Origin of the sequence: Paenarthrobacter nitroguajacolicus, assembly GCF_031455195.1 — a bacterium.
In the GTDB taxonomy this organism is placed as follows: Bacteria; Actinomycetota; Actinomycetes; order Actinomycetales; family Micrococcaceae; genus Arthrobacter; species Arthrobacter nitroguajacolicus_D.
In genome coordinates this window covers 316,704-329,931 of record NZ_JAVDSH010000001.1, presented here as the reverse complement: position 1 = coordinate 329,931, position 13,228 = coordinate 316,704, and the positions used below count along the sequence as shown (strand labels likewise).

Sequence of the window (13,228 nt, the reverse complement as noted above, 5' to 3'; positions counted from 1 at the left end):
GCTATCTAATCATGATCCAGGCAGCTACCAGGCCCAGCGATGCGATGATCAGCCAAGAGCCCAGGGCCACCACCACCGCACGTCCACCGGTGTGTATCAGCGTCCGGACGCGTACCGCGGATCCCAATCCGAAAAGCGCCGATGCCAGCAGGATGTCCTGCACCAGGGCGGCCACCTCCAGCCCGGCCGGGGGAGCCCAGCCCATGGACCGGACGGCCACCATCAGAAGGAACCCGACCACGAACAACGGAACGATGGGCGGAAACTTTCCCTCGCTCCCGGCGTTCTGGTGCCCGGCACCGTTGGCGCGCTTCCGCACGTGGTCGATGCGCTGGTGCAGTCCCGCCGCCGCCACTACCGGAGCCAGCAGGACCACCCGCGTCAATTTCACGACGACGGCGATCGCCAGGGCCGCCGTCCCCGCAGTTTGCGCCGTGGCCACCACCTGGCCCACATCGTGCACGGAAGCGCCGGTCCATGCCCCGAACTGTTCCGGGTTCAGGTTCAGGGGGTGCATGAGGAGGGGCAACACGCCAATGGCAAGGGTGCCGCACAGCGTCACGAGCGCCACCGGGAGCACCGTGTCCTGATGCCTGATGCGCCGCACAGCAGCCATCGCGCCAATAGCCGAGGCGCCGCAGATGGAAAAGCCCGTGGCGATCAGCAGGGCAGTCTCGCCGGGAAGGCGCAGCAAGCGAGCCAGCCCATAGGTACCCACAAAGCTGACCAGCACCACACCGGCTATCAGGATCAGGGACAACCAGCCCAGTCCCAGCACGTCCTGAATGCTGACCTTGAGGCCCAGCAGCACGATGCCGGCCCGCATGAGGTGCTTTCCGGCGAAGTCCAGGCCCGGGCGGGCGCGCCCTGCAGTGAGGACAGAGGTGCCCGGTATATTTGCTGAGAGCAAGCCCAAGGCAACAGCGAGAGTCATTGCTGGAACAGCTGGCAAGACCGCGTGGATGGTGAAGGCAAGGCCCGTTGCGGCGAAGCACAGGACCAACCCCGGCCCCAACCGGGACAGCTGGGAAGCGGGACTCTTGAAGGGCATGCCTCAACCCTGCCGGATGGGGGCACGGAAAGGCGAACCGGGGGTTCCCGGAAACAGCGACACAATCAACGCGAAATGCGCTCGACTCGAAAAGGTGATTGTCTAATTCCCATGTCTGACCTATTCCAGGATTACTCCGAGGCCGCCGCCCGCAGTGGCGCCTACGACGAGATGTTTGCCCCGGGCCACGTAGCCAGAAAATCCTACGGTCAGGTTTCCGGTGCCCTGCGCGAGCTTTCCCTGGCGGATGTCACCGCCAGGGCGGACTCCATGGCCCGCACCTTCCTGGACCGCGGAGTGACCTTCGACTATGCGGGGGAGGAGCGGCCCTTCCCGCTCGATATTGTTCCCCGTGTCATCCCGGCCGACGAATGGGACGTCCTGGAGCGCGGTGTAGCCCAGCGCGTCAAGGCCCTTGAAGCATTCCTCAACGACGTCTACGGACGCATGGCGGTGGTGGCCGATGGCGTGATCCCACGGCAGCTCGTCACCACCAGCGCGCACTTCCACCGGGCGGTCCACGGATTCGAACCGTCCGGGGGCGTCCGTGTGCACGTCTCGGGCATCGACGTCGTCCGTGATGCTGCCGGAACATTCCGCGTGCTGGAGGACAACGTCCGCGTCCCGTCGGGCGTGAGCTACGTCCTGGAAAACCGACGGGCCATGGCCAAGGGCCTACCTGAAGCGTTCGGCCAGCAGCACATCCGGCCCGTGGAGGAATATCCCCGACGACTGCTTTCGGCCCTGCGCAAAACAGCACCAGCCGGCGTCGACGATCCCACCGTGGTTGTCCTGACCCCTGGCGTTTTCAACAGCGCCTACTTCGAGCACACACTCCTCGCAGGCTTGATGGGCGTGGAGCTGGTGGAAGGACGCGACCTCATCTGCCGTGGCAATCGCGTGTACATGCGGACCACGGCAGGCGAGCAGCGGGTGGACGTGATCTACAAGCGCATCGACGACGACTTCCTTGACCCCCTCCAGTTCCGCTCCGATTCCATGCTCGGCTGCCCCGGATTGGTCAACGCTGCCCGCGCCGGCGGGGTGACCATCGCCAACGCGGTGGGTAACGGCGTAGCCGATGACAAGCTCGTGTACAGTTACGTGCCTGACCTGATCCGGTACTACCTCCACGAAGAGCCGATCATCGCCAACGTCGATACTTTCCGGCTCGAGGAAAAGGAAGCCAGGGAGCATGTTCTGGACCGCCTCGACGAACTGGTGGTCAAGCCGGTTGACGGTTCCGGTGGCAAGGGCCTGGTCATTGGACCCGACGCCACTAAAGACGAGCTCGATGCCCTGCGCAAGCGCGTCATCGCAGACCCGCGCGGGTGGATCGCCCAGCCTGTCCTGCAGCTCTCCACCGTGCCGACGCTTTCCGGCGACAAGTTCGGTCCCCGCCACGTGGACCTGCGGCCATTTGCCGTGAACGACGGCGATGACGTTTGGGTTCTGCCCGGCGGCCTGACCCGGGTTGCTCTGAAGGAGGGGTCCCTGATCGTGAACTCCAGCCAGGGTGGCGGCTCCAAGGACACCTGGGTTCTGGCCAATTCACCCGAGTTGCCGGCCGAGTTCATTCCACGCCAGTCCGTGACAGTACGCGAACAGGTTTCCGTGTGGCCTGTGGAAAGCAACTGGCGCGACCGGCAGACGGAGCAGCAGCAGTGAACCCCGCCACCAACCACTTGAACTCCTGCAGGCACCACGTGAAGGAGGCACAGTTCCATGCTGAGCCGTATTGCTGAGTCACTCTTTTGGATCGGACGCTACGTAGAACGCGCCGACGGTACTGCCAGGATCCTTGACGTGCACCTGGAGCGCCTGAACCACCTGCCCCTCGAGGAGCAGCGGAGCGTCGCGCGGGAACTGCTCGCCGTCATGGGTGCCAAGCCCCAAAGCGAGGACTTCGGCCTGCCTGAGCTGCTCCATGCCCTGGCCTACGACAAGCAGAGCGCCTCCTCGATCGCCGGCTCCCTCGGGGCAGCCCGTGAGAATGCGCGGCGTGCCCGGGAAACCGTCTCCCAATCGCTGTGGGAAAGCCTCAACACGACGTACTACGGCCTTAACCAGCACCGAAAGGATGTCGTAGGAACATACCGTTTCTGCAACTGGGTGCTGGAGCGGACCGCCATGGTGCGCGGCCTGGCCGACACGACTGTCAGCCACGACGAAAGCTGGCTGTTCATGGTGCTCGGGCGCTCCCTTGAGAGGGCCGACATGACCGCCCGCATGCTGTCCACCCGTGATGTCCAGTCGGCCGGCATGTCCTGGGTCAACATGCTGCGCTGTGCCGGTGCCTACGAATCCTTCATCCGCACCCGGCGGGCGGCCTTCGGAGACCAGCATGCGGCCGAATTCCTGCTCCTGGACCGGCTCTTCCCGCGCTCGATCGTTTACGCCCTGCGCGACGCCGACGATTGCCTGGCAAAACTGGATCCGTCAGCGCAACGAGTGGGCTTCATCAACGATGCCCGGCGGATCGTGGGCCAGGCCCGGACGTTCCTTGAGTTCCACCGCACCGATGACCTCATGTCTGAATTGCCCGAGCACATGGAACGTGTGCAGAAGGCTGTGACACAGGCGTCGGATGCCATTTCCCGTAAGTACTTCAATCAGGCTGATGAGCATGCCTGGGTGGGAGAAGTTTCATGACCCGGCTGAGCATCGTCCACAAGACGGCCTACAAGTACAACCGCCGCGTGACCCTGTCCTACAACGAGGCCCGGATGACCCCCTTGACGGACGGCCAGCAGGTGGTCCTGGAGGCGTCCCTCAAAGTGTCGCCGAACCAGGCCTCCGTCAGCACCTACCGTGACTATTGGGGCACCCGGGTCACGGCGTTCGATATGCAGATGCCGCACGAGAGCCTCGAAGTGCTTGCAACTGCCACGGTGGAAGTGCACCGTACGGAACGGGTGGCAACGGAGGACGACATTGTCGGCTGGGACGTCATCGCCTCGGACAAGATCCAGGACGAATTCAGTGACTGGCTGCCCCAGTCCCGGCTGAGCGGCCCCGGCGAAGAAGTGCTGGACATTGTTCCCGGCATTGTCGAAGGTAAAAACCCACACGAGGCGGCCCTGGCCGTGTTCGCCTGGATGGCTGGTGAAATGACGTACATGAAGGGCACCACCGGCGTGACGACGAATGCCGAGCAGGCGTGGTCCCAGCGCCAGGGCGTGTGCCAGGACCTGGCGCATCTTGCCATCGGAGCCCTGCGCTGCAGCGGGATTCCGGCACGCTACGTTTCCGGCTACATCCACCCGCGGTCCTCGGCGGATATCGGCGAAACAGTGGCCGGGCAGTCACACGCCTGGTTGGAGTGGTGGGACGGCGAATGGCGCAGTTGGGACCCGACCAACCACAAGCCTGCCGGTGATTACCATGTGACCGTAGCGAGGGGACGCGACTATCGCGATGTGCCTCCGCTGAAGGGCATCCTGTCAGGTGGCGGAGGCTCGGGCCTTTCGGTCTCGGTGGAGATCACCCGCCTCGCGTAGGAGTTTTATGTACAGCAAAGGCCCTTAAGACGAACACTTAAGGGCCTTTGCTGTACTCACACTTCTCTACCAAGGGGACGGTTTGTAGTCCTTGAGGAACACACCGTACTGGTCCTCGCCCTTTTCGCCCATCACGATGGGGTCGTACACACGCGCGGCACCGTCCACCAGGTCCAGGGGAGCATGGAAGCCTTCTTCCATGAGCCTGACCTTGGTGAAATGCGGACGTTCATCCGTAATCCAGCCCGTGTCCACGGCGGTCATGAGGATGCCATCGGAGTCCAGCATCTCCTGGGCACTGGTTCGGGTCATCATGTTCAACGCGGCCTTGGCCATGTTGGTGTGGGGGTGCCCGGGGCCCTTGTAGGCACGCGAGAACTGCCCTTCCATTGCCGAAACGTTCACGATGTATTTGCGATGCGCCGTCGAACGCTTCATCGCCCCACGCAGCCGGCTGACCAGCAGGAAGGGAGCAGTGACGTTGCACAACTGGACCTCGAGCATCTCAAGGGGATCCACCTCGTCCACTACCTGGGTCCAGCTGTTGATCGCGGCCAAGTCCGGAACAAGTCCGCCGGCATCAATGGCCGTTCCCGATTCGATACGCTCCAGTGACGCCGAACCGGTGGAGAGCGCCAGGGACGTGATCGCGTCTCCAGCCAGCACCGGGTGTTCCGTGACGCTGCTTGCCAGGGCCAGCGGGTGCTTGTCATGCGCATGGCCGAACGTCACCAACTCAGGGCCACCATTGGCCACTTCCAGGGCGGCCGGCAACGGCTCGTCCTCGGCGTCCACCAACGGTTTGTAGGCATTGCCTGAGCGTCGCACGGTCTGGGCGGCGTTGTTGATGATGATGTCCAACGGGCCGGCCTCATCAAGCGAATCCGTCAGCGCCATGACCTGCGCCGGGTCGCGGAGGTCAATGCCGACAATGCGAAGGCGGTGCAGCCATTCAGAGCTGTCCTCCATCGCAGCAAAGCGGCGGGCTGCGTCCTTGGGGAAGCGTGTGGTGATGGTGGTGTGCGCGCCATCCCGAAGAAGGCGCAGGGCAATGTACATGCCAATCTTCGCGCGGCCGCCGGTAAGCAACGCCCTTCGGCCAGTGAGGTCGGTGCGGGCATCGCGCTTGCTGTGGCTGAACGCAGCGCATTCCGGGCACAACTGGTGGTAGAAAGCATCCACCTGGGTGTAGTGCGTTTTGCAGATATAGCACGGGCGTGAACGGATGAGGTGGCCGGCGATCTCGCCTGTGGCCGAGGGTGCAAGCTTGTTGCCCCGGGTTTCGTCGTCGATCCGGTCCGGGGCGGCCGTTGCTGTCAGGGCAATAACGGCACGGTCAGCTTCGGCGATGGAGTCGCGCTTGGTGACGCGACGGTGGCGCTTGACGGCCTTGAACATCTTGCCGGTGGCACGCCGGACAGCAACGTAGTCCGGGTGCTCTTCGTCGTAGACGTGGATCGTTGTCAGAACCTTGAGGCAGGCCTGGATCTCTTCAGGCGTCAGATCGGTGGAGCTCATTGACCTGATTTTACAGCCTTGGGAGCCTCCGGCCTGCCTCGGGTTCTGTCAGCGTACGGCCAGCGGGTTAGTGCGCGGCTCCCTGGGAAGCAGCGTCCGCCACGCGGGCCTGTATTCCGGCGGCCACCTTTTCAGCGGAGTCTCGGATATCGGGATCGTGGTGGGTGGCTGCCTTGACGGCTTCCGGAAGGCTGCGGCGATGCTGGGCGGAAAGTGCGAGTTCCGCTTCGCCTGGCTCCGGGACCACCTGGCCCTTGGCGAGGACCGTGATGCCGGACTCCGTGACTTTGTACCCGCGGGCCCTGTCCAGCTCGGGGTCCAAGCCAATGGCAGCACCAGCGGGGACCTTGACGTTCTTATCCAGGATGGCGCGCTTGATCACGGCACCTTCACCCACACGGACCTTGTCCATGAGGACGGAGTCCTGGACGCGGCTTCCTGCCGCCACGTACGCGTCGTTGGAGAGGACGGATCCCTCAACGATGCCACCGGAAATGACGACGCCGCTGGCCACGATGGAATCGAGGGCAGTGCCCACCGTGTTGTTTTCGCCCCGAACGAACTTTGCGGGCGGGGAAATGCTCTGGCGGGTGTAAATGGGCCATTCGGAGTTGTACAGGTTGAAGACGGGGACAGGGGAGATGAGGTCCATGTGGGCGTCGTAGAACGAGTCGATGGTACCGACGTCGCGCCAATAGGTACGATCCCGTTCCGTAGCACCGGGGATGTCATTAAGGGTGAAGTCGTACACGCCGGCTTCGCCCTGATCCACGAAATAGGGAATGATGTCGCCGCCCATGTCGTGTTTGGTGTCGAGCCGCTCCGCGTCAACGTGCAAGGCCTCAACCAACGCATCGGCGTCGAAGACGTAGTTACCCATGGAGGCCAGGAACTGCGTGGGGTCGGCTGCGAGCCCGGGGGTGCTGGCAGGCTTCTCCACGAAGGCGGCGATCTTCTGGGGATCGTTCTGGTCCACCTCGATGACGCCGAACTGGTTGGCCATGTTCAGCGGCTGACGGACCGCGGCCACAGTGGCCTTGGCTCCGCTGGCGATGTGCTGCTCCACCATTTGGGAGAAGTCCATGCGGTATACGTGGTCAGCGCCGACCACTACCACGATGTCCGGGGCGTCGTCATGGATGAGGTTCAGCGATTGGTAGATGGCGTTGGCGCTGCCAAGGAACCAGCTCTTGCCCACGCGCTGCTGCGCCGGAACGGACGCCACGTAGCGGCCCAACTGCGTGGACATGCGCCAGGTTTCCGAGATGTGGCGGTCAAGGCTATGGGATTTGTACTGCGTCAGCACAACAATTTTCAAATATCCCGAGTTGACGAGATTGGATAGTGCAAAGTCAATTAGCCGGTAGCCGCCGGCAAACGGAACCGCAGGCTTGGCCCGGTCCGCCGTCAGCGGCATGAGTCGGTTGCCCTCTCCGCCTGCCAATACGATTGCCAAAACTTTCTTCAACGCCATGGTCACTGCTCCCCGTACGTCTTCGTAGCCCCCAAAAGTCCGATTTTCCGGACTCTTTCACACTAGAACACATACGCCGGAACGACTACGTTGGTTAGCGTGCGAATAGACATTGTGACTAAAGAATTCCCTCCGGAAATTTATGGCGGTGCCGGTGTCCACGTTGCCGAGCTCAGCCGGGTGCTGGCAAAGCACGTCGACCTTCACGTCCGGGCGTTCGGCGCGCCCCGTGATGCCGACTACCATGGGGCGACGGTGGCGTCCTACGCGACACCCGAAGACCTTGGCGACGCCAACGCTGCGATTCAGACCCTGGGCGTGGACCTAAGGATCGTTCCGGACATTGCGGGAGCGGACCTCGTCCACTCGCACACCTGGTACGCCAACATGGCCGGCCACCTCGCTTCGCTGCTCCACGGCATTCCGCATGTCCTCAGCGCCCACAGCCTGGAGCCGCTCCGGCCGTGGAAGGCTGAGCAGCTAGGGGGCGGCTATGCGTTGTCCTCTTGGGTGGAAAAGACCGCTTACGAGGCCGCCGCGGCCATCATCGCCGTTTCCGACGGCATGCGCCAGGACATCCTTCGCAGCTACCCCAATGTGGATCCTGACAAGGTCCGCGTGGTCCATAACGGCATCGACGTCTCGCTGTGGGAGCGTGACGAAGAAGACGATGCGATCCGCGCCCTGGGGATCGATCCTGCCAAACCGAGCGTCGTGTTCGTGGGGCGCAATACGCGCCAGAAGGGTGTTCCCTACCTGCTTCGCGCCGCATCGAGCTTGCCGGACGATGTCCAGCTGGTGCTGTGCCTCGGTGCCGCGGACACCCCGGAGCTGGCTGCGGAAACTGCCCGCCTGATTGAGGAGCTTCAGACCAAACGCGAAGGCGTGGTCCTGATTGAGCGGATGCTCCCGCGGCGGGAACTGATCCAGGTCCTCAGCCATGCCACCGCCTTCGCATGCCCTTCGATCTACGAGCCCCTGGGCATCGTGAACCTTGAGGCCATGGCCTGCGGCGCAGCCGTGGTGGCCAGCGCAACCGGCGGCATCCCCGAGGTGGTCCAGCACGGGGAAACCGGCCTGCTGGTCCAGCTGGAACAGGTCACCGACGGCACCGGCACTCCTCTGGATCCGGAAAAGTTCGTCAGCGATTTCGCTGCAGCCTTGAACCAGGTGGTCGCTGACCCGGCCCGTGCCCGTGAAATGGGTATTGCGGGACGGCGCAGGGCGGAGGAGCACTTCTCCTGGGAGTCCATCACCGAAACGACCCTTGAGGTGTACCGCTCGGTCCTGCACTGAGGCACAGCGTCCAACCAGCAGTCCAAACCACGACGGCGCCGCCCCCTTTGGTGGGGACGGCGCCGTCGGGCGTTAACAAAGGTTCCGCAACTGTTCACGGCCTGTCAACGGAGTACTGCTAACGGGCTTTGGCTGCCTTCAGGGCAAGCAGGGCTTTCTCGTCAGCCGGAGCGGTGCCGCTGGCACGCTGCTCGCGGAAATGATCGCGGGCCTGGTCCTGCCGGGTAGCTTCGGCACCGGTGGCGATGGCAGCGCGCAGGTGTTCGGGACCGTATCCGAAGGCATCAACGAGGTCCAGTGCGTGGGGGCGGATCTTGACCAGCAGGCGGTTGATGTAAGTGCCCACGGTCCGTCCACGCTGCATGGACAGCCGGCCGTTCATGAGGTACCAGGAGAGGTGCTTCTCGATCAGCGACAAGCCGAACAGGTCCCGCAGCCAGGTCAGGACGCGCTTGGTTCCCTCGTCGGCAACGTGGGGGAGGGCCTCGGTGAAAGCTTCCCACTGCAGGAGTTCAGCGTGTGCTTGCGCCGCTTCGATGAGTTCGTGCTGGTGCTGGTTGAACAGCGCCGCGGCCTGGTGCTGGGGAAGCTTGTTGGCACCCTTCAGCGCGGCACCCACCTCAGCCACCATGGACTGGACCCGATCGGCGAGCAGTGTCCGCTGGCCTTCTTCGTCCCGCAAAGCCAGAGCAGCCTTCTGCACCGAGCCAGTGTCTGCAACGAACTGGGCAACCTGCCGCAAGCCCGTCCTGTGCAGGGCCACCCCAGCTGCCTGATCCACCACGTAGCGGGCAAGGACGCCGAAGTCAGCACTGCGGAATTCCTTGGCGTAATCAGCCAACAGGCGCTTTGCCACCAGTTGCAGCAGGACGGTGTTGTCGCCCTCGAACGTGACATACACGTCCAGGTCCGCGCGCAGGGAAGCAAAGCGGTTCTCGATCAGGAAGCCGGCACCGCCACATGCTTCACGGCACTCCTGCAGCGTGTCCAGGGCATGCCAGGTGCTGAGCGGCTTGAGTGCGGCGGCAAGCGTTTCCAGGTCCTGCCGGTCAGCATCGGTGTCGTGCGCCCCGGAGAAGACGTCGTCGAATTTCTGCAGCAGCTGTTCGTGCGCGAAGCTGGCCGCGTACGTTGTGGCCAGCCTGGTGAACAGGCGGCGCTGGTGCCGCTGGTAGTCCAACAGCACTTCCTCGTCCGTGGCGGAGGAGGCATTGAACTGGCGGCGCTCAGTGGCGTACTGGATCGCTGTCTTGAGCGCGAGCTTGCTTGCCGCAACCGCAGCGCCGTCCAGCGAAACGCGTCCTTGGACCAAGGTGCCCAACATGGTGAAGAAGCGACGCCCCGGGCTCTCGATAGTGGAGGTGTAAGTGCCGTCCGCGGCCACGTCGCCGTACCGGTTCAACAGGTTGGTTCGGGGAATCCGTACGTCGGTGAAGTGCAGCCGGCCGTTGTCGATGCCGTTCAGGCCACCCTTGATGCCGTCGTCCTCGCCGCCGATACCGGGCAGGAATTCCTTGGTCGCCGGGTCGCGCAGTTCCACGTAGAAAGCGTGGACGCCATGGTTGACCTTCCTGGTGATCAGCTGGGCGAAAACGACGGCGGCAAGGCCGTCGGTGGCGGCGTTGCCGATGTAGTCCTTCCAAGCCGCACGGAAGGGCGTGTTGATGACGAATTCCTGGCTTGCTTCGTCGTAAGTGGCGGTGGTGGCAATGCTGGCAACGTCCGAGCCATGGCCTGTTTCCGTCATGGCGAAGCAGCCGGGTATCTCCAGGCTCATGATGCCGGGGAGCCACTTGTCCTGGTGTTCCGCGGTGCCGAGGTGCATCACGGCGGAGCCGAAGAGGCCCCACTGCACGCCGGCTTTGATCTGCAGGGAGGGATCGGCGGTGACGATTTCCTCGAAGCCTGCAATGTTGCCGCCGTGGTCGTCAGAGCCGCCCAGGCGGGTAGGGAAGGCGCGGTGGACGGTGTTGTTGTCCACCAGGAATTTTAATTGTTCAAAGACGCGGGCGCGATGCTCAGTGTGGTGCAGCCCTTCAATCTTTTGCACCGCCGGGTTCCCTGCCACTTTGCGGGCCTCATGGCGGATATGGGCCCATTTGCCAAGGAGCTGCTCCCCGAGCGCGGCGACGTCCACCACGGGTTCAGTGGCAGCGGTGGCGGCGTCGTCGCGGCCGGAGGATTTCTGGGCTGATGAGGCCTTGTCCACTACTTCAGTCATGTTGCTTCCTTCTTTGGTTCCGACAACTGATGAGTCATTGCTGGTGTCAGGTGGTGGTCTTGAGTGCCGGGGCAATGCCCAGGCAAAGCCAATCGGTGATCTGCCCCGCCATGGTTGCCTGATCGGGTTTCGCGCTGTCCGCGGGGCTTCCCAACCACATCTCACCGGCATTCCTGACGAGACCGATTGCGGCTGTGGGCCAGTAGACGATCACCGATTCGTGTTGGTCGCCAAGGTATTCACGCATGGGTGTGGCGATCATCCCGGTGATCTGTTCGAAGAAGTTGCCCAGTGCACCGGATGCCGCGATGGCGTCCTGCGAGGATGCCTCGCCTGGAGAGAGCCTGGTAATGAAGGCGTAGACATTGGGACTGGATTCGGCCATTTGAAGATAGGCGGACACCATGGCCAGCAAACCTTCGCGGGGGGTCTGGGCCTGTTGGGCTGCTTCCTGCATGCGACGCTGCATTTGTCCCAGGACCACTTCGCCCATTGCCTGCTGGAGCCCTGCCTTGTCACCGAAATAGCGGTAGAAAACGGATTTCGATGTGCCGGCTGCGCTTGCGATGTCCTCCATGGAGGAGTCACTGCCCAGCTTGTGCACAGCCCTCCGTGCCTCCTTGATGAGTTCACGGCGGCGTTCTTCCCGGTGTGATTGCCAGCGGGCAGCCCGGCCGTCAACCGCTCCGGCGGCACCGGCCCGCGGGGGCGCGGCTGAGACGGGGGGTTCTTCGTGGCTACTGTTCACGATACCCAGCGTATCAGGTACGCTGGGTATCAGTAACCCGCATTGATCGAAGGAGACCAGCATGGCTGCAACAGACTTGAACCCGGACGCCACCCGGGAACAAACCGCTACGCCCACGGCAAACCGCGCTGCCGTCATTGTCGGCGGCAACCGCATCCCCTTCGCCCGGACCGGTGGCGCCTACGCCAAGTCCTCCAACCAGGACATGCTGACCGCCTCCCTCGAGGGGCTGATCGCACGGTTCGGCCTGCAGGACGAGCGCATCGGCGAAGTCGCGGCCGGTGCGGTGCTCAAGCACTCAAGGGATTTCAACCTCACCCGCGAAGCCGTCCTCGGCTCGGCCCTTTCGCCCGAGACGCCGGCCTATGACCTTCAGCAGGCCTGTGCGACCGGACTGGAGACAGTCCTTGGACTGGCCAACAAGATCAAGCTGGGCCAAATCGATTCGGCGATCGCCGGCGGCGTTGATTCAGCATCGGATGCGCCCATCGCCGTGAGCGAAGGTCTCCGCGAGATCTTGCTGGACCTGAATCGCGCCAAGACCACGGTGCAGAAAGTGAAGATCCTCAGCCGCATCAGGCCCAAGGACCTGGCCCCCGACGCCCCGAACACCGGAGAACCACGGACAGGCCTTTCCATGGGGGAGCACCAGGCCCTCACCACCGCTCAGTGGAAGATCACCCGTGAGGCGCAGGATGAACTGGCCTTCAACAGCCACCGCAACCTGGCGGCCGCCTACGAGCGGGGCTTCTTTGATGACCTCATCACTCCCTACCGCGGACTCAACCGCGACTCCAACCTCCGCGCCGACACCACGTTGGAGAAGCTGTCCACGCTGAAGCCGGTCTTCGGCAAGAACCTTGGCGCCGAGGCAACCATGACTGCGGGCAACTCCACTCCGTTGACCGACGGCGCTTCCACCGTCCTGCTGGCAACCCCGCAATGGGCCGATACCCACGGCCTGCCCAAGCTGGCCACCGTCCTGGACGGTGAGGCAGCCGCCGTCGACTTCGTCCACGGCAAGGACGGCCTGCTCATGGCGCCAGTCTTCGCTGTTCCGCGTCTGCTGGCCCGCCATGGACTGACCCTTGAAGACATCGACTTCTTCGAGATCCATGAGGCTTTCGCCGGCACCGTCCTGAGCACCCTGGCCGCGTGGGAAGACGAAGAATTCGGCCGGACCCGGCTGGGCCTCGACGGTGCGCTGGGCAAGGTGGACCGCGCGAAGCTCAACGTCAACGGATCTTCGCTGGCCGCAGGACATCCCTTTGCCGCAACGGGTGGGAGGATCGTGGCATCTCTAGCGAAGATGCTGCATGAGAAGGGCAGCGTCAACGGGCGACCCGCGCGCGGCCTCATTTCCGTGTGCGCCGCCGGCGGGCAGGGCGTCGTCGCCATACTGGAAGCAGCGTAGGGGGAG

At 63.6% G+C, this 13,228-nt stretch carries 10 protein-coding genes; 5 read left to right on the top strand and 5 right to left on the bottom strand.

Annotated features, from left to right (window positions below):
• Nucleotide 1: 1 nt before the first annotated feature.
• On the bottom strand, nt 2-1,051 hold the full coding sequence (locus tag J2Y68_RS01555; protein WP_309988828.1) for a YeiH family protein: 1,050 nt from the start codon (nt 1,049-1,051) through the stop codon (nt 2-4).
• 111 nt (nt 1,052-1,162) lie between these two features.
• On the opposite strand from J2Y68_RS01555, the gene J2Y68_RS01550 reads away from it, so the two are divergent.
• Genes J2Y68_RS01550 through J2Y68_RS01540 form a run of 3 tightly spaced genes read left to right on the top strand, consistent with a single transcriptional unit; the run spans nt 1,163 to nt 4,551 of the window.
• Nucleotides 1,163-2,719: a circularly permuted type 2 ATP-grasp protein gene (locus J2Y68_RS01550; protein ID WP_309988824.1), complete on the top strand. Its 1,557-nt coding sequence runs from the start codon at nt 1,163-1,165 to the stop codon at nt 2,717-2,719.
• 57 nt (nt 2,720-2,776) lie between these two features.
• Entirely contained in the window at nt 2,777-3,703 is a 927-nt protein-coding gene (locus J2Y68_RS01545; RefSeq protein WP_211712668.1) for an alpha-E domain-containing protein, read from the top strand.
• Nucleotides 3,700-4,551, top strand: coding sequence for a transglutaminase family protein (locus J2Y68_RS01540; RefSeq protein WP_211712669.1), 852 nt, complete (start codon nt 3,700-3,702; stop codon nt 4,549-4,551). Before J2Y68_RS01545 ends, J2Y68_RS01540 begins: the two co-directional genes overlap by 4 nt.
• A 66-nt stretch (nt 4,552-4,617) precedes the next feature.
• On the opposite strand, the gene J2Y68_RS01535 is transcribed toward J2Y68_RS01540, so the two are convergent.
• Both J2Y68_RS01535 and glgC read right to left on the bottom strand, forming a co-directional pair.
• Nucleotides 4,618-6,069: an SDR family NAD(P)-dependent oxidoreductase gene (locus J2Y68_RS01535; RefSeq protein WP_309988818.1), complete on the bottom strand. Its 1,452-nt coding sequence runs from the start codon at nt 6,067-6,069 to the stop codon at nt 4,618-4,620.
• A 67-nt stretch (nt 6,070-6,136) separates the two neighbouring features.
• Nucleotides 6,137-7,549, bottom strand: a complete 1,413-nt coding sequence (gene glgC, locus J2Y68_RS01530; RefSeq protein WP_309988816.1) for a glucose-1-phosphate adenylyltransferase — start codon at nt 7,547-7,549, stop codon at nt 6,137-6,139.
• Nucleotides 7,550-7,642: 93 nt separating this feature from the next.
• Here glgC and glgA point away from each other — a divergent pair, with 93 nt between their 5' ends.
• Complete coding sequence (gene glgA, locus J2Y68_RS01525; RefSeq protein WP_309988815.1) at nt 7,643-8,839, top strand: glycogen synthase; 1,197 nt, start codon at nt 7,643-7,645, stop codon at nt 8,837-8,839.
• A 118-nt stretch (nt 8,840-8,957) separates the two neighbouring features.
• Here the strand turns inward: glgA and J2Y68_RS01520 are convergent, their stop codons facing one another.
• Together J2Y68_RS01520 and J2Y68_RS01515 are read right to left on the bottom strand one after the other, a co-directional pair.
• Complete coding sequence (locus J2Y68_RS01520) at nt 8,958-11,060, bottom strand: acyl-CoA dehydrogenase family protein (protein WP_309988812.1); 2,103 nt, start codon at nt 11,058-11,060, stop codon at nt 8,958-8,960.
• A gap of 46 nt (nt 11,061-11,106) precedes the next feature.
• Entirely contained in the window at nt 11,107-11,871 is a 765-nt protein-coding gene (locus J2Y68_RS01515) for a TetR/AcrR family transcriptional regulator (RefSeq protein ID WP_309988808.1), read from the bottom strand.
• On the opposite strand from J2Y68_RS01515, the gene J2Y68_RS01510 reads away from it, so the two are divergent.
• A complete protein-coding gene (locus J2Y68_RS01510; RefSeq protein WP_309988806.1) occupies nt 11,870-13,222 on the top strand; it encodes an acetyl-CoA C-acetyltransferase in 1,353 nt (450 codons plus the stop codon). The two genes, J2Y68_RS01515 and J2Y68_RS01510, sit on opposite strands and share 2 nt — an antisense overlap.
• The last annotated feature ends 6 nt before the right edge of the window (nt 13,223-13,228 follow it).

Coding starts and splice junctions, on each gene's coding strand:
- J2Y68_RS01555 (WP_309988828.1), bottom strand. CDS start 1,051: ATGCCCTTCAAGAGTCCCGCTTCCCAGCTGTCCCGGTTGGGGCCGGGG.
- J2Y68_RS01550 (WP_309988824.1), top strand. CDS start 1,163: ATGTCTGACCTATTCCAGGATTACTCCGAGGCCGCCGCCCGCAGTGGC.
- J2Y68_RS01545 (WP_211712668.1), top strand. CDS start 2,777: ATGCTGAGCCGTATTGCTGAGTCACTCTTTTGGATCGGACGCTACGTA.
- J2Y68_RS01540 (WP_211712669.1), top strand. CDS start 3,700: ATGACCCGGCTGAGCATCGTCCACAAGACGGCCTACAAGTACAACCGC.
- J2Y68_RS01535 (WP_309988818.1), bottom strand. CDS start 6,069: ATGAGCTCCACCGATCTGACGCCTGAAGAGATCCAGGCCTGCCTCAAG.
- J2Y68_RS01520 (WP_309988812.1), bottom strand. CDS start 11,060: ATGACTGAAGTAGTGGACAAGGCCTCATCAGCCCAGAAATCCTCCGGC.
- J2Y68_RS01510 (WP_309988806.1), top strand. CDS start 11,870: ATGGCTGCAACAGACTTGAACCCGGACGCCACCCGGGAACAAACCGCT.
- J2Y68_RS01515 (WP_309988808.1), bottom strand. CDS start 11,871: ATGCTGGTCTCCTTCGATCAATGCGGGTTACTGATACCCAGCGTACCT.